The sequence below is a fragment of the Mucilaginibacter yixingensis genome (assembly GCF_041080815.1).
GTDB lineage: Bacteria > Bacteroidota > Bacteroidia > Sphingobacteriales > Sphingobacteriaceae > Mucilaginibacter > Mucilaginibacter yixingensis.
In genome coordinates, this window is the sequence record NZ_CP160205.1 from 4,828,613 (window position 1) to 4,845,239 (window position 16,627).

Genomic DNA, 16,627 nt, shown 5'->3' on the forward strand with positions numbered 1-16,627 from the left:
CGTTTAATCCTGGTTCAACTCCCCTTTCAATTCCGGATTCTGCGGGGGTAAACGGCGTACTGTTTCCAGCACTTCTTTTTGTTCTACGTGTACGGCGTATTCGGCAGGCTCAATATCGCTACCACGGGCTTCGGCATATACCTGGGTAAACTCTGCACCGATGTAGAGGATGGCAGCTGTGTAATAGATCCACACCAAAATAACGATGATAGAACCAGCTGTACCATAAGCCGAGCCCTGTGCAGTGTATTTGATGTACAAACTAATAAGGTACTGACCGATAACAAACAACACTGCGGTAAAGATGGCGCCCGAGCGTACATCGCGCCATTTGATCTTTACATCGGGCAACACTTTAAAGATGATGGAGAACAGTACCGAAATTACCGCCAGTGTGATGCCAAGGTTAACTATCATCAGGAACGTCTCGCCTATCAGATGTGAAAGGCGAGGGCCCAGCAACCGGGGCAGATATTTATCAATCTGATCGCTCAGGGCACTGATAATGATGTTGACCAGCAGCGAGGCCAGCAGCAAAAAGCCCAAACTAACAATAAGCGAGAACGACAAAAACCTGTTTTTGAGCAGCTTCAACCAGCCCTTCCTGGGTTTGGCCTTTACCCGCCAGATGATGTTGAGCGAGTCTTGCATCTCTATAAAAATACTGCTGGCACCCAACATCAGCGTAACTACGCCAATAATCAAACCCATACCGCTTTTGCCCATAATGTCCTGGGTTTTAATAACGCTCTGGATTTGCAGCGTGGCCTGCCGACCCATATAGTGCTGAATCTGATGATAGAAATCAATACGGGTTTGCGGATCTTTCAGAAAAATACCGATAACCGAGAGCACAAGAATAAGTAGTGGCGCCAGCGAGAAAATGGTATAGTAAGCCAGCGAAGCACTTAGTTTCAAGCCATTGTCGGCAATAAAACCACTAAACGTGGCTCCCAGTATTTTCCACCAATGACGTAGAAAGTCGCGATTAAAAATTTTCATATCCAATAACCAGACAACTGTATTTTATTAATATGTGATTAACTCAAGTGCGGATTAAACAACTTTGTAACACCAAACCGATCTTAAACACACACAGCGTCATTGCGAGGGACGAAGCAATCTCTGCGAAGGATACTCAGATATGCAAATCTACTTTGCAAATGCAGAGATTGCTTCGTCCCTCGCAATGACGTGATGGTATATGTTTAACCTGCAACTTGAGTTAATTAATAACAATTCACATTAAAAAAGTTCGCTAACATTCTTCCATTAACAGCAAACCTATCTACAGGGTGCAGTTTTGCCAATGCCAAGCAACACCATAAAAACACTGGGGATGTGCCGCATGCCCCAAAAGCACACCGCACATCCCCAGCAGCAAATATTAACGGCGCTTTGATTAGCGCATTGCCAGTTCTTTATTATCGGCCTCTACCATCTTTTTAAAGAAGGTATTAAACTCAGCCACCTTTTCTACCGGCACATAATCTTTCTTCAGCTTAAAGGTACGCGTCAGCATTAGCTTATTGCCTACCTGTTTCGGCGTAAGGCTATATTCAATTACATCGTTGCTTAATGCAACCGGGGCAACCGCCTCTACCAGTTTTTTGCCGGCAGGCAGGTTAACCGTAATCACCTCGGTCTCGTTATCAAGGTAAAACATATCATCCAGGTTAATGCCCGACGTGCGCGGCATACTTACCTGCAAATCATTAGCCGAAATTTTACTTGACCACGGCAGGCTGAAGATAGACATACCACCAATGGCCTTGGCTACGTTGTTCAACTGATAATCCAGCGTTACGTACACGGTATCGTTCGGGTTAGTGCGCTCTACGTTGCGGTAGTCCAGCTTGTTCACTTCTACGTCAGGATATGATGAGGCGATGGCTTCTTTTATTTTCTTCATCCGGTCTTTCTGCGATAGTTCGCCATATTTCTCACGCTGATAGGCGGCCATTGCCCCGGTTTGATAAGTACGCTCGTTAATCACCATGTTTTTATCGGCCAGGGTGATGGTGGTACTGCGTTTAATATCGTTACCGTAGCGGGTGGTTGGGTTCAGATACTTGGTAACCGCTGTAGCAGATGGATCAATATCCAAAATGGTAGAATTGATCTGCCCGTTATACATGGTACGGAACGGCAGGTACTGTGAGGTGAGCTCGATGTAATAATCTTTATTATCCATGTTCACCTTGGCCATACAGTGGTTAAAGTTGATGCTTGGCAGCGGCATGCTCAGCATACCATTGTCGCGGGTTTTAACCAGTACCAGGTTAGCTTTTATACCGGCTTCTTTACACATGGCCACAAACAGGGTAGATACGTCCTTACAATCGCCAATGCGGGTATTAAGCACCGTCGACGGGTTTTGCGGGATGATACCACTCTGACGGAACGATACCGAGCTGTAAGAGATATTACCCGTAATATAGTTGTAAATCTGCTCTACCTTTTGCATTGGGGTTAGGTTGGCTTTACCTTTAAACAGATCGGCTACCACCTCTTTTACCTCATAATCAGTACGGGCTTTTGAAGCGCCAATGTCGTTATACCAATCGGCAATAAACTTCCAGTCGGGGATGTTGGTGAGGTATAAAATATTAGCCACATCTTCAATTGTCGGCATCTTATCCTCATACTGCAAGCTTTCCTGCTTGGTATTTTTCCAAACGTACAGATCAAACTCGTCTGCCGATGTTTTTACCGGCTCGATAGGTTTCTGCGAGAACTTGTAGTTAAACTTCTGGTTCTTGGCAATCAGCAGCGAGTATTTGCTGGTTATGTAAGGCCGGCCGTGCGAGAAATAGAAATCATCCCAGAAATAGCCTGAAAGTTTGGCTTTTGAATAGTTATCCAGCTTGTAACGAATGTTAATTACATCGCCGGCTTCCAGGTTGGTAAATACCAGGTTGTTCTCGTTGCGTTCCGCCGGTACTTTGTTGCCATTGGCTTTAATTACTTCGGCAGTTTCAAAGGTCAGGTCCTGCCAGCTATCATAGTCAATGCTGTATTCTTTCCAGCTTTCAATACCTTTTTGGGTCAGTATTTTTACGGTAAGATATTTCCGTTCTTCAGAACCGCCATGCTCATAAACCACTTTCTGCACCTCTTCATTCAAAATCACCGAGTTATCGTCCGGGTAGTCTGAAGCTTTCGGCGCATTGCGGATCAGCGCATCAATATTCGGTTCTTCAAAATAGCTGTAAACGTCTTTTTTGTTCTGCAGCTTGCGTAGCGAGTGGATGCTCTCGTAATCATTCGGATCCAATTCCAGCGCACGCTGATAATGACCAATTGCCTGTTCCTTTTTGTTAGACATCTCATCAATTTTGCCTAATGATGCAGAGTAAGCGCTACGGGTAGGCGCCAGGTCCATACATTTCAGGTAAGCTTCTTCGGCCTTGCCATATTGCTGCTGGTCATAATATTTTTTACCCAAACTGGCAAAAATGCCGGTTGCATAAGGCTCATTGGTAACTTCCTGCACCAGCACTTTATTACCAGAGATGTTATCGCCGTTGGTAAAATAAATATCAGCCAGATCTTTGGCCGACGGATAGTCGTCGTTATTCTCTACATATTTTTTGAGGATGCTGAGGGCCTTAGGCTGATCATTGCGCAGTTGCTTTTGTATAGCATACTCCAGCCCCACAAAGGTTTTGTTATCCGGAAATTTGGGATAAGCCTCTTCTCCCAAACGCACTACCTCTTCCTGATTTTTGTTAGCGCTGGCCAGGTTAATTTTGCAGGAATAAATAAACTCTTGCTGCTCCGGATAGGTTGCTTCTATCTCTTTCACCACTTCTGCAGCTTTGTCATAATTTTTCTGCTCATACAACTCAGCATATTTCAACATGAGCGCCTCGCTGCATTTCGGATCTGTATTTTTGATCGTCTCCTTAATGGTTTCTGCGCCGGTACGGTTGTCTTCGCGGTTAAATACATTGAGGAGCAAAATATTGAGGTAGGTATTGTTAGGATACTTTTTGCGGATACCCTCAATCAGATGACGCGCCTCGAAGGTTTGATCGTTACGCAGATAAGATTGCGCCAGCAGGATCTGCGGCAGCAAGTTATCCGGCGCTTTTTTCATCTCGGCCTTAAAATAGGCGATAGACGGCGTCTCGGTGTTTTTGCTTACATAGTTCACCTCTTTGGTATATGGCTGTGCCTGGGCGGTGCTGGTTAGCGGCAATACATGACCGTTTTGATCTGTCAACCTTACCAAAAAATTCAATGACTCTATATAGCTGGCACCCACCTGCACCAATATGCGGTTATAACCTTTATTGAGCTTGATGCTTTGAATGTAGGTATCCAGATCATTGTTACGTTCTTCTGGTACGGCAAGCAACAGTTCATCATTCACCCAAACTTTTACTGAGCCCGACACGCCGATGCGCAACTGCGCCTCGGTATCATTATCGGCCTTTACAAAGCTTTGGCCAAATACAATAGAGTTGCTGGAGTTGTTGTAATAAGTAAAATCAACCCACTTATCATGACGGATGGGCGGCACATTGCGCCAGCCAATTTTTGCACCGCGCTTGTTTACAAACTCGGCACTCGGCTCCGGGTGGGTTAGCACATTATAGGTACGATCAAAACCACTGGTAGAAATATTATCAAACTCACCGGTGATGGTCCAGTTATCTACCGAGCCTATATTTTTAAAGGCTTCGTCAGCCTTTTCATATTGCTTAATGGCCTGGTAGTGGTTGCCTATCATGGCATTGGCCATGGCATTAATAGTACCATCCAGGTTTTTGTTCTGGGCCACATTTTGCAGAAACGCCAGTTGCGCAGGAGATTTTTTACGAAAATCTGCATTGATAGACGGGGTATCCCAAAAGGCATAGATAAATGGCTGCGGATCCTTGCTCTGCGCGTAAAACTTCTGAAAATAGCTAAATGCTTCGGCCGATGGGCGATCCAGCTGCGCCAGCATACTCAGGCCCAACAGGGCATCGCCTGCGGTGGCAGGTTGGTTTAATTCCTGGGTGAAAAGCGTGCGGGCCTGGTCGCGGTTGTTTTCAAAAAATGCTTGCCAGGCTTTGGGCATGGTTGTTTGTGCAAACAAACTGCCGCATGAAACAGAGAATAACAGCGATAATGCTGCTCTTCTAAACGAAGGGGCTGTCATACCGGTTTAGGTGTAATTATAGTTTAAAAATGAAAGTTTCTTTAAAAGTAAATTAATGGCGCGACACTATCAAGAGGTCCAGATCCTTACATGGCAAATTGAAGCGATCGCCAATATACTTGTTGGTGAGTTGCCCCTGGTAAATGTACACCGCGTTGCGTACACCATGTGTTTGCCAGATTACGTTCTTGATGCCGCCCTGCTCGCCAATATCCAGTAAAATCGGGGTAAAGATGTTGGTTAGCGCGTAAGTAGCTGTACGTGCCACCCGCGAGGCGATATTGGGCACACAGTAATGAATAACATCATACTTACGAAACACCGGTTTGGTGTGGTTGGTTACTTCAGAGGTTTCAAAACAACCGCCCTGGTCAATACTTACGTCAATAATCACCGAATTGGGCTTCATACGGCTCACGGTAGATTCAGACACAATACACGGGCTGCGGCCATCATCTGCCCTCAGGGCGCCAATGGCTACATCGCAAGTGGTAATGGCTTTCTCCAAAACAATGGGCTGAACAACCGAAGTAAATATCCTGGTGCCGATGTTGTTCTGTAAACGGCGGAGTTTGTAAATGGAAGGGTCAAAAACTTTTACCTGCGCACCAAGAGCTATGGCCGTACGGGCTGCATACTCGCCAACGGTACCGGCCCCTAAAATGACCACGTCGGTTGGCGGTACACCGGTAATGCCGCCCAGCATCAGGCCCTTGCCAGAAAAAACATTGCTCAGGTATTCGGCAGCAATTAGAATGGATGTAGCACCCACAATTTCGCTCATGGCCCGAATAACGGTGAGCGATCCGCCTTCATCCTGCAAATGCTCATAGCTTAGCGCAGTGATCTTTTTATTCATCATGGCCTGCAGGCACTCTTTGGTCATGGTAGAGAGCTGCAGCGTAGAGATCAGTATCTGGTTAGGCTTCATCAGCGCAATCTCCTGCAAGGTAGGCGGCGCCACCTTGAGTATCAGATCAGCTTCATAAACCTGTTTGGTATCATAAACAATTTTGGCCCCCTGCTCGCTGTAATCTTTATCATGAAAATTGGCGGCCTTGCCGGCGTTGGTTTCCAGTATTACTTCGTGCCCGTTGTTAATTAACAAGGCTACCGATAGCGGTGTCAACGCTACGCGGTTCTCCTGAAAAGAAGTTTCTTTGGGTATACCGATGTAAAGTTTGTCCTTTTTGGCCTTAACCTCCAGCATTGATTCCTGGGGCTGCATCATTGCCTGCTTGGCAACATCCGAAAATCCACTATAGATCCCTGAGCTCATGAAAGATGTAGTTTCCTGAATTTGAAGTTACACAAATTTTTTGGAATTGTTTAATCAGGCCTGAGTCAGGGTGATTTGCCTTAGTCCGCCAGCCTGCTCAGCAATGCGCACTTCTGTATAATGCTCGGGCAATAGATCAGGGATTTTTTCTGGCCATTCAATAAAGCAGTAACTGCCCGAGTAGAAGTATTCCTCGCAGCCCATATCCAGCGCTTCTTCCTGTTTTTTAAGACGATAAAAATCAAAGTGATAGATTTTTCCGTCCTTGCCCACATACTCATTTACCAATGAAAAAGTTGGGCTTGAGGTTGTACCCTCCACCCCTAAAGCCTTACACAAGGCCTTGATCAGCGTAGTTTTACCTGCGCCCATTTCGCCATAAAACAAAAATATTTTGTGGGGCGATGAAATTTGAAGCAGTTGTCTGGCAACGGCGTCAATATCCGGGAGTTGGTAGGAGATGGCGGTGTGACTCATTTATTTAGTATGGGAGACGCAAAAGTATTGTTTTTCGGATTGTTATCACATGGTGGGGAGACGCAAATATGCGTCTCTACCATAAAAACGTAGAGCCACATATTTGTGGCTCTTTATGGATTTTATACGTTATGTCATTCCAACAGGAGAACTACTCTCTTGGACGAAGTGAAAAAATCCTTTCGGAGCAGCATAACGGGATGCTAGTCCGAAAAGATTCTTCACTTCGTTCAGAATGACAACAGGGTTATAGTGTCAAATTTTATTTAGGCCCATACGTAGCCACCGGTATAATCATTTCCTCCATTGAAATACCGCCGTGCTGGAATGTTTCATTATAGAAATTCACAAACTGGTTGTAGTTGTTGGGATAAACAAAATAATTATCAGTCTTGGCAAACACAAAGCTGCTGCTTACATGTAGTTTGGGCAGCATGGCATCATGCGGATTTTTGATGTGGAACACATCCTTGGCTATAAAATTGAGGTTTTTGCCTTGTTTATAACGCAGGTTGGTGTTGGTGTTACGATCGCCGATGATTTTGCTTGGGTTTTTCACCTTGATGGTACCGTGATCTGTAGTAATCACCACGCGGATTTGTTTCTGGGCTAAAAACTTCAACAGGTCCATCAGCGGCGAGTGCTCAAACCATGAAAGCGTTAGCGAGCGGTATGCCGCGTCATCGCTGGCCAATTCGCGGATCATCTGCATATCGGTACGTGCGTGCGAAAGCATGTCTACAAAGTTGTAAACCACCACGTTCAGCTCATTGCGCATCAGGTTGTTAACCGACTCATTCAGTGCCCGACCCTCATCAATATTCAGGATTTTATGATAAGAGAACTTGCAATCTCTACGCAGGGTACGTTTCAGCTGATCTGCCAGAAACTGCTCTTCGAACAGATTCTTACCGCCTTCATCCTCATCATTCTGCCACATGCCTGGGAAACGTTTTTCCATCTCCAGTGGCATCAATCCGCTAAAAATGGCATTGCGGGCATATTGCGTGGCTGTTGGCAGGATACTGTAATAAGTATCTTCATCCTCCAAACGGAAATATTCTGAGATAATAGAGTTGATGATGCGGAACTGATCATAACGCAGGTTATCAATCAGGATGAAAAACAGCGGACCGCGGTCATCCATTTTAGGAAACACCTTGCGTTTGAACAAATCTGGCGAAAGCGTTGGGCATTTATCATCACGTTTCAGCCAGCTCAGATAGTTTTTCTCTATAAACTTACAAAACTGCGAGTTGGCCTCGGCTTTTTGCAGGGTTAAAATCTCGTGCATCCCGGCATCTTCCAATCCTTCTAACGATAGTTCCCAGTAGATGATCTTTTTGTAAACATCGGCCCACTCCTGAAAACTCAAGTTCTCGTTCAGTGTCATACCCAAGCTACGAAAATCCTGCTGATAGGCCATGGTGGTTTTCTCGCTCACCAGGCGTTTGTTTTCGGTTAGTTTCTTAATGGTGAGCAGCACCTGCTTAGGGTTCACCGGTTTGATGAGATAGTCATCAATCTTAGAGCCAATGGCATCTTCCATCAGGTATTCTTCCTCGCTTTTGGTAATCAAAACCACCGGCACATCGCCGTTAATGTTTTTGATCTGGGCAAGGGTTTCAAGGCCGGTAAGGCCGGGCATATTTTCGTCGAGGAATACCAGGTCATAGTAGCCGTTTTTAAATTCTTCAACAGCGTCATTTCCATTGGTAACGGTTTTTACCTTGTATCCTTTCTCGTTCAGAAACAGTACATGGGGTTTTAACAGGTCGATCTCGTCATCGGCCCAAAGTATAGTGGTATCTTGCATAGTATTCGATGTTACCCTTTTGGTTCAGGTATAAACCGCAAAGGACGGCTTTTGTTATCCTTACCCAAACCAATTAACAAAAATTAACAAAAATCTACTTAGTTGTTTACCATAAATTGACACTTTTGCAATCAATCCAAGCATCTTGAATAAAAAGAAAATCATCAACGACCCGGTTTACGGGTTCATCACCATACCGTCAGATTTGGCGTTCGACCTCATTGAGCATCCCTACTTTCAGCGCCTGCGCTACATTAAACAACTGGGGATGACACACTTGGTATATCCCGGCGCGCTGCACACCCGCTTTCACCATGCCCTGGGCGCCATGCACCTGATGAGCACCGCCATTGAAACCCTCTGCAGCAAAGGCGCCGATATTTCTCCTGCAGAGCAGGAAGCCGTTACAGTTGCCATTTTACTGCATGATATTGGTCATGGCCCCTTCTCGCACGCGCTGGAAGAAAGCATTGTACAGGGCATCTCGCACGAGGATATCTCCACCCGCATGATGCACCGCATCAATACCGAGTTTGGCGGCAGGCTGCAAATGGCTATAGATATTTTCAACGATACTTATCCCAAACGCTTCCTGCATCAGCTGGTATCGAGTCAGTTGGATATGGACCGCATGGATTACCTGAACCGCGATAGCTTCTTTACAGGTGTTGCCGAAGGCGTGATCAGCTCTGAGCGTATGATCAAGATGTTGAGCGTAAAGGATGACCATATTGTGGTGGAAGAGAAAGGCATTTACTCAATAGAGAACTTCCTGATCAGTCGCCGCTTGATGTACTGGCAGGTTTACCTGCACAAAACCGTAATAGCGGGCGAGCAGATGCTGGGCAAAATTTTGAAACGCGCGCGCGAACTATCACTCAGTGGTTTTCCGTTGTTTGCCACGCCATCCATGCAGCATTTTCTGGCCAGCAACATCACCAAGAAAGAGTTTATGGCTGATGATACGCATCTGGAAATATTTGCATGCCTGGATGATGCGGATATCATGTCGGCCATTAAAGGCTGGGCTACCAGTACTGATAAGATCCTGTCTACGCTGTGCAGCAACCTGATCAGTCGCAAGTTATATAAGGTTGATATTGCCGCCAAGCCGGCATCGCACCATCACCTGGAGCAACTGCAAAAAGCGGCCATGAAACAATATGGACTAAGCGAGCATGAAAGCCGTTATTTTGCTTTTCAGGACGAGATACGCAACAACGCCTACCGCGTGGGCGATGGCAGCATCCGTATTTTGATGAAAGATAAAACTGTAAAAGACATTACCGAGGCCAGCGACTATTCAAACCTGAGCACGCTGACGAAGACGGTGAAGAAGCATATTACTTGTTATGTGAAGGGACTGGAAGTAGAATAGAATATCGCACTGATTTATCTATATTGTCATTGCGAGGAACGAAGCAATCTCGTCGCATGCTTGACTGATTTGCAAGTCCGACTGTCCTCCGAGGAGATTGCTTCGTTCCTCGCAATGACAACCTGTTTAATGCACGGCGACAATGCTTTCTACCCTCTTAAACTTTTATTAACATCATAATCAATTAAAAACTAAATTTGCGGGATGCAATTTACTGCACAACAGATCAGCTCCATACTTAACGGAACCGTAGAGGGCGATGCCTCAGCCGCCGTTGAGCGTTTGGCAAAAATAGAGGAAGCCACCGAAGGCTCGCTTAGCTTTTTGGCTAACCCTAAATATGAACCTTATCTGTATACCACAGGCGCCACCATTGTTATTGTAAACAACGACCAGGTACTGAGCGCCCCGGTAGATGCTACCCTCATCCGTGTAGAAAACGCCTACAGCGCCATCACCGTATTGCTCAATATGTACAACACCATTAAGCTTAACAAAAGCGGTGTTGAACAGCCCAGCTTTGTGCACCCTACAGCCACTGTTGGCGAGGATGCTTACATCGGTGCATTTGCCTACATTGGCCCGAACGTAAAAATTGGCAACAACTGCAAAATATATCCGGGCGTTTACATTGCCGATGGCGTTACGCTAGGCAATGATGTAACCCTGTTCTCGGGCGTAAAAGTTTATTTTGACTGCGTGCTGGGCAACCGGGTAATTGTTCACTCGGGCACCATTATTGGCGCTGATGGCTTTGGCTTTGCGCCGCAGGCTGATGGCAGTTACCAAAAAATAAGTCAGATTGGTAACGTAATTATTGAAGATGACGTAGAAGTGGGCTCAAACACTACAATAGACCGTGCTACCATGGGCTCAACCATCATCCGCAAAGGCGTTAAGCTGGATAACCTGATCCAGATTGCTCATAATGTGGAGATTGGTGAGAATACCGTTATTGCCGCGCAAACCGGCGTATCCGGCAGTACCAAAATTGGCGAGAACGTAATATTGGGGGGCCAGGTTGGTGTGGTTGGTCACATCAGCATAGCTAAAGGCACACAGGTGCAGGCGCAATCCGGCATCAGCAAGAATATAAAAGAAGAAAACAGCAAATTGGCTGGTTCGCCGGCTTTTGCATACAGCAGCAATATGCGCTCTAACGTAGCCTATCAACGGTTACCAGAACTGGAGCGTAAAGTGCAGGAGTTGGAAAAACTAATTAAAGAAATTAAAAGCCTCACCTAAATCCTCTCCAAAGGAGGGGGCTTCATAAGCGGGGTGTTAAGAAATTAGCAAGCATACCGTTGGTCTTTCTCTGATTTATAGAACAGATTAACAGGAATAATAAAAATAATAATAACAATATGCATCAAACTCCCTCTCCTTTGGAGAGGGCCGGGGAGAGGTTTATGAGCATGAACGTAAAACAAAGAACTATTAAAAGCCCGGTGTCGGTATCGGGTACTGGTTTGCACACGGGTGCAAGCGCTACGATGACCTTTAACCCGGCGCCAGAGAATCATGGTTATAAGTTTCGCAGGGTAGATGTTGCCGGCTCGCCGGTAATTGATGCAGATTGCGATAACGTTACCGACACATCCCGCGGTACCACCATTACCCAGAACGGCGCCAGCGTAAGCACGGTTGAACATGTTTTGGCTGCACTGGTTGGTTTGGAAATTGATAACGTGCTGATTGATATTGACGGCCCCGAAACGCCAATTATGGATGGCAGCTCTATCTTTTTTGTAGACGCGCTGACCGAAGTTGGCACCGTTGAGCAGGATGCCGACCGCGAGTATTACCACATCCCTTACAACATCCACTACTCTGAGGGCGACCGCAAGGTTGAAATGGTAGCTATGCCGCTGGACGATTATCGTTTTACCTGTATGGTAGACTATAACTCGCCGGTACTGGGTAGCCAGCATGCCAGCATCTCTTCTATCAGCGAGTTTAGAAAAGAAATTGCCTCATGCCGTACCTTCTGTTTCCTCCATGAGCTGGAAATGTTGTTGAAGCACGACCTGATTAAGGGCGGCGATCTGAACAACGCCATTGTGGTAGTTGATAAAGATGTAAACAACGAAGAATTGCAGCACCTGGCCAAACTCTTCAACCGCGAAGAAATTAAAGTTGCGCCACAAGGTATTCTGAATAACATTGAACTGCGCCACCAAAATGAGCCGGCACGCCACAAGCTGCTGGATATGATTGGCGATCTGGCCCTGGTAGGCGTTCCGCTGAAAGGTCATATCATGGCTGCACGCCCCGGTCACGCGGCAAACGTGGCTTTTGCCAAAAAGATCAAAGCTTTGATTAAAAAAGAACGCAGCCGCAAACACGTAAAAGTTTACGACCCCAACATGAAGCCGGTTTATGATACCGTGCAGATTATGAACATACTGCCGCACCGCCCGCCGATGCTGCTGGTTGATAAAATTCTGGAACTGACCAAAACCCACGTAGTAGGTTTAAAATCAGTTACCATGAATGAGCCTTTCTTTGCCGGTCACTTCCCTGGCGCACCGGTTATGCCGGGCGTACTGCAAATTGAGGCCATGGCCCAAACAGGCGGCATCCTGGTACTGAACACCGTACCTGATCCGGAAAACTACCTTACCCTGTTCCTGAAGATTGAGAATGCGCGCTTTAAAGACAAAGTGCTGCCGGGCGATACCCTGATTTTCCGTTGTGATCTGATTGGCCCTATCCGCCGTGGTATTGCCCAAATGAAAGGCATAGGCATGGTTGGCGAACGAGTTGTGGTAGAAGCCGAACTGATGGCCCAGATTGTAAGATATAAATAAGATATTTCCCTGAATAACAGACCGAATAGCATGATTCAGCCGTTAGCATATATACACCCGCAGGCAAAAATTGCCGAAAACGTAGTGATAGACCCTTTTGTAACTATCCATAAAGATGTAGAGATTGGTGAAGGTACCTGGATAGGTTCAAACGTTACCATTATGGACGGTGCCCGTATTGGCAAAAACTGCCGCATCTTCCCAGGGTCAGTTATTTCAGGCATCCCGCAGGATTTGAAATATAAAGGCGAGAATACCTACGTGCACATTGGCGATAACACCACCATCCGTGAGTGTGTAACCATTAACAAGGGGACTGACGATCGTTTTAAGACCGTTATTGGCAAAAACTGCCTGATTATGGCTTATTGCCACGTAGCACATGATTGTATTGTGGGCGATAATTGCATTTTCAGTAACAACACCACACTGGCCGGCCACATTACCGTTGGCGATTTTGTGGTACTGGCAGGCATGGTGGCCATTCACCAGTTTGTAAAAGTTGGCTCGCATGCGTTTGTTACCGGTGGTTCACTGGTGCGTAAAGATGTGCCGCCTTATGTTAAAGCCGCCCGCGAACCACTTTCATACGCCGGTATCAACTCGGTGGGTTTGCGCCGCCGTGGTTTCAGCGAAGAAAAAATTAACGAGATACAGGATATTTACCGTACCCTGTTTATCCGTAACAATAACACCAGCAAGGCGCTCGATATCATCGAAGCCGATTTCCGACCTACCGAAGAGCGCGACGAGATCCTGAACTTTATCCAGGGCTCACAACGCGGTATCATGAAAGGGTTTGGGAATAATTAATTAGTTGATAGTTCATGGATCATAGTTCATAGACGGGAGCATGGCAAAGCCTACTTTGATCTATGAACAATGATCTTCCTTCCTACCATGAACCATGATCTATGAACAATGAACTAAAAATCTCCCTCGATAAAATTGGCCGTCGCTTTAACCGCGAGTGGATCTTCAGGGGGGTGGATTATCATTTTGTTTCTGGCGAAAGTTATGCAGTGCTGGGGCCAAATGGCTCAGGCAAATCTACCCTGCTGCAGGTGGTTAACGGCAGCCTCACTCCCTCCGAAGGTAAAATCGATTTTAGCTTAAACAATCAGCCGCTGGATATTGAACAGGTTTACGGTCAGCTCAGTTTGGCCGCCCCGTATCTGGAGGTGATCGAAGAGTTTACGCTGAGCGAGATGATCGACTTTCATTTCAAATTCAAGCCCTTTCTGCCAGGTTTTGACCGCCAGCTGATCATTGACCTGCTGGCTATGGAAAAATCGCGCAACAAAGCCGTTAAATACTTCTCATCGGGCATGAAACAGCGCCTCAAGCTGGCGCTGGCCTTTTGCTCTGATACGCGCATCCTGATGCTGGATGAACCTACCTCCAATCTGGATAACCAGGGCATCACCTGGTACCTGAGTCTTGTGCAAAAATTTGCCACCAATCGCTTGCTGATCATCTGCTCTAATCAAGAGCACGAGTACAGCTTCTGTAATCATCAGCTGCATATTACGGATTATAAGAAATAGGCCTTTATTTTCTCCCTTCAACATCAACTAAGGCCCAATTGTCATTGTGAGGAACGGTAGTCTCTTGGAGACTGGATCGACGAAACAGTCTTGTCGCCTGACTAATAGCGTGCGACGAGATTGCTTCGCACTCAACCCTTCCACGCCCCTGCTCGCAATGACAAATTCAAAATTTTTCCCGTCCCGAAAACGTTACCATTCATCATAAAAAATCTCGTTTTTTTTCGTTCCAATACATTTTAATCAACAAATCTTATTAATTATCTTGCGGTGTAAAATTTACACTATCTATATCCAAGACAATCGATTGTTTGAGATTAAAACGCATTTTTTTGTAAATGCGCAAAACATAGTTTAGATTTAGGACCGCAAAACTTGCTTAAGCTGAAATAAACCATTATAATTGTCAATAATACACTAATTTAAACCTGAGTTATCAAGAAATGAAAACATTAGCATCCGGAGACTGGTTGGTATTCCTCCTGTATTTTATCATCGTCTCCCTGTATGGTTTTTGGGTATATCGCAGCAAGCGTAATGCCGATGCCACTTCAAAAGATTACTTCCTGGCCGAAGGATCGCTCACCTGGTGGGCAATCGGCGCTTCCCTCATCGCTTCTAACATCTCTGCCGAGCAGATGATCGGTATGAGTGGTTCAGGCTTCAAAATGGGTCTGGCCATTTCTACTTATGAGTGGATGGGCGGCTTTACCCTTATTGTGGTAGCCATCTTCTTTATTCCCGTGTACCTGCGCAACAAGATCTTCACCATGCCGCAGTTTCTGCACGAGCGTTACAACGGCACTGTGGCCATGGTTATGGCTATCTTCTGGCTGGCGCTGTACATTGTAGTTAACCTGATGTCTATCCTTTACCTGGGTGCGTTAGCGCTGCATGGTATCTCTGGTTATGACTTGAACCTGTGTATCGGCTTCCTGGCTGTGTTTGCGGTAATTATTACCCTGGGCGGCATGAAGGTTATTGGTTATACAGACGTTATCCAGGTATTTGTACTTATCCTGGGCGGCCTGGTAGCTACTTACCTTGCACTTACCCTGCTGAGCGAAAAAGAAGGCACACACGGCCTGTTAAACGGCTTTAACATCATGCTGAAAGAGGCTCCAGAGCACTTCCACATGATCTTCCACAAAGACAACGCCAACTACCTTGACCTGCCAGGCCTGTCAGTACTGATTGGCGGTATGTGGATTGTGAACCTGAACTACTGGGGCTGTAACCAATACATCACCCAGCGTGCTTTGGGTGCTAACATGAAAACTGCCCGTGGTGGTCTGTTGTTCGCAGCCTTCCTGAAAATGCTAATGCCGGTTATTGTGGTACTGCCAGGTATTGCTACTTACGTATTGTACCAAAAAGGCATGTTCCACACCGAAATGCTGAGCTCTAAAGGCGTGCAAGACGTAAACAAAGCTTACCCTGCCCTGCTTAACCTGCTGCCAACTTACATGAAAGGTCTGTCATTTGCAGCCTTAACTGCAGCTATCGTAGCATCACTGGCCGGTAAAGCAAACAGTATTGCTACCATCTTTACGCTTGATATTTATAAAAAAGCCATCAACCCAGAGGCTTCAGATAAAAAACTGGTTAACCTGGGTAAAATGACCGTTGTTGTAGCAATGGCACTGGGCGTAATCATGTCACTCATCATTGGCGATGCGCTGATGGGCGAGGGCAAACAAGGCTTCCAATACATTCAGGAGTATACCGGCTTCGTATCTCCGGGCATTTTGGCCATGTTCCTGCTGGGCTTCTTCTGGAAAAAAGCTACATCAAGAGCCGCACTGTTTGCCACCATTGGCGGCTTCGGCTTCTCGGTACTGTTCAAGTTCCTGCCAAACATGATGAACCTGCAGTTCCTGTCGCCATTCGGTTTCTCTAAACTGAACGGCGAAGGCGTTTACGAAATTCCATTCCTTGACCGTATGGGCTTCGTATTCATTCTGTGTGTTGCCGGTATGTGGTTGATCTCAACCCTTGAAGGCGGCAACAAAAATGCTGATGATCCACATGGCCTGGTAGTTGATACCAGCATGTTCAAAACATCACGTGCTTTCACAGCCGGCGCTTTAATTGTTGGCCTGATTCTGGTAGCGCTGTACAGCATCTTCTGGTAAGAAACCAAATTACAAACCAAATAGTGGGCCCCG

The 16,627-nt window shown here is 46.1% G+C and carries 11 protein-coding genes; 6 read left to right on the plus strand and 5 right to left on the minus strand.

From position 1 onward, the window contains the following. Positions 1–3: 3 nt before the first annotated feature. From ABZR88_RS19880 to ABZR88_RS19900, 5 genes are all read right to left on the minus strand, one after another. Positions 4–1,002: a YihY/virulence factor BrkB family protein gene (locus tag ABZR88_RS19880; protein ID WP_107827703.1), complete on the minus strand. Its 999-nt coding sequence runs from the start codon at positions 1,000–1,002 to the stop codon at positions 4–6. Between the two features lie 400 nt (positions 1,003–1,402). Next, positions 1,403–5,152 carry a DUF3857 domain-containing protein gene (locus ABZR88_RS19885; RefSeq protein ID WP_107827704.1) on the minus strand — a complete coding sequence of 1,250 codons (3,750 nt, stop codon included), beginning with the start codon at positions 5,150–5,152 and terminating at the stop codon, positions 1,403–1,405. Between the two features lie 52 nt (positions 5,153–5,204). Then, a complete protein-coding gene (locus ABZR88_RS19890; RefSeq protein ID WP_107827705.1) occupies positions 5,205–6,431 on the minus strand; it encodes an alanine dehydrogenase in 1,227 nt (408 codons plus the stop codon). 54 nt (positions 6,432–6,485) lie between these two features. Further along, positions 6,486–6,908, minus strand: coding sequence for a tRNA (adenosine(37)-N6)-threonylcarbamoyltransferase complex ATPase subunit type 1 TsaE (tsaE, locus tag ABZR88_RS19895; protein WP_107827706.1), 423 nt, complete (start codon positions 6,906–6,908; stop codon positions 6,486–6,488). A gap of 262 nt (positions 6,909–7,170) precedes the next feature. After that, positions 7,171–8,724 carry a bifunctional response regulator/alkaline phosphatase family protein gene (locus ABZR88_RS19900; protein ID WP_107827707.1) on the minus strand — a complete coding sequence of 518 codons (1,554 nt, stop codon included), beginning with the start codon at positions 8,722–8,724 and terminating at the stop codon, positions 7,171–7,173. A 145-nt stretch (positions 8,725–8,869) separates the two neighbouring features. On the opposite strand from ABZR88_RS19900, the gene ABZR88_RS19905 reads away from it, so the two are divergent. The 6 genes from ABZR88_RS19905 to ABZR88_RS19930 all read left to right on the plus strand — a co-directional run bounded on the left by ABZR88_RS19905 (position 8,870) and on the right by ABZR88_RS19930 (position 16,594). Continuing rightward, positions 8,870–10,102, plus strand: a complete 1,233-nt coding sequence (locus ABZR88_RS19905; protein ID WP_107827708.1) for an HD domain-containing protein — start codon at positions 8,870–8,872, stop codon at positions 10,100–10,102. Positions 10,103–10,306: 204 nt separating this feature from the next. Further along, complete coding sequence (lpxD, locus tag ABZR88_RS19910) at positions 10,307–11,347, plus strand: UDP-3-O-(3-hydroxymyristoyl)glucosamine N-acyltransferase (protein ID WP_107827709.1); 1,041 nt, start codon at positions 10,307–10,309, stop codon at positions 11,345–11,347. A 170-nt stretch (positions 11,348–11,517) separates the two neighbouring features. Continuing rightward, positions 11,518–12,912 carry a bifunctional UDP-3-O-[3-hydroxymyristoyl] N-acetylglucosamine deacetylase/3-hydroxyacyl-ACP dehydratase gene (locus tag ABZR88_RS19915; protein WP_211309763.1) on the plus strand — a complete coding sequence of 465 codons (1,395 nt, stop codon included), beginning with the start codon at positions 11,518–11,520 and terminating at the stop codon, positions 12,910–12,912. 30 nt (positions 12,913–12,942) lie between these two features. Continuing rightward, on the plus strand, positions 12,943–13,725 hold the full coding sequence (gene lpxA / locus ABZR88_RS19920; RefSeq protein ID WP_107827711.1) for an acyl-ACP--UDP-N-acetylglucosamine O-acyltransferase: 783 nt from the start codon (positions 12,943–12,945) through the stop codon (positions 13,723–13,725). 101 nt (positions 13,726–13,826) lie between these two features. Further along, the gene (locus ABZR88_RS19925) at positions 13,827–14,459 is read left to right on the plus strand and encodes an ATP-binding cassette domain-containing protein (protein ID WP_107827712.1); all 633 of its coding nucleotides are present in this window, start codon (positions 13,827–13,829) and stop codon (positions 14,457–14,459) included. Positions 14,460–14,902: 443 nt separating this feature from the next. Beyond that, complete coding sequence (locus tag ABZR88_RS19930; protein WP_107827713.1) at positions 14,903–16,594, plus strand: sodium/sugar symporter; 1,692 nt, start codon at positions 14,903–14,905, stop codon at positions 16,592–16,594. The last annotated feature ends 33 nt before the right edge of the window (positions 16,595–16,627 follow it).

Coding starts and splice junctions, on each gene's coding strand:
- ABZR88_RS19885 (WP_107827704.1), bottom strand. CDS start 5,152: ATGACAGCCCCTTCGTTTAGAAGAGCAGCATTATCGCTGTTATTCTCT.
- lpxA (WP_107827711.1), top strand. CDS start 12,943: ATGATTCAGCCGTTAGCATATATACACCCGCAGGCAAAAATTGCCGAA.
- ABZR88_RS19930 (WP_107827713.1), top strand. CDS start 14,903: ATGAAAACATTAGCATCCGGAGACTGGTTGGTATTCCTCCTGTATTTT.
- tsaE (WP_107827706.1), bottom strand. CDS start 6,908: ATGAGTCACACCGCCATCTCCTACCAACTCCCGGATATTGACGCCGTT.
- lpxD (WP_107827709.1), top strand. CDS start 10,307: ATGCAATTTACTGCACAACAGATCAGCTCCATACTTAACGGAACCGTA.
- ABZR88_RS19900 (WP_107827707.1), bottom strand. CDS start 8,724: ATGCAAGATACCACTATACTTTGGGCCGATGACGAGATCGACCTGTTA.
- ABZR88_RS19880 (WP_107827703.1), bottom strand. CDS start 1,002: ATGAAAATTTTTAATCGCGACTTTCTACGTCATTGGTGGAAAATACTG.
- ABZR88_RS19890 (WP_107827705.1), bottom strand. CDS start 6,431: ATGAGCTCAGGGATCTATAGTGGATTTTCGGATGTTGCCAAGCAGGCA.
- ABZR88_RS19925 (WP_107827712.1), top strand. CDS start 13,827: ATGAACAATGAACTAAAAATCTCCCTCGATAAAATTGGCCGTCGCTTT.
- ABZR88_RS19915 (WP_211309763.1), top strand. CDS start 11,518: ATGAACGTAAAACAAAGAACTATTAAAAGCCCGGTGTCGGTATCGGGT.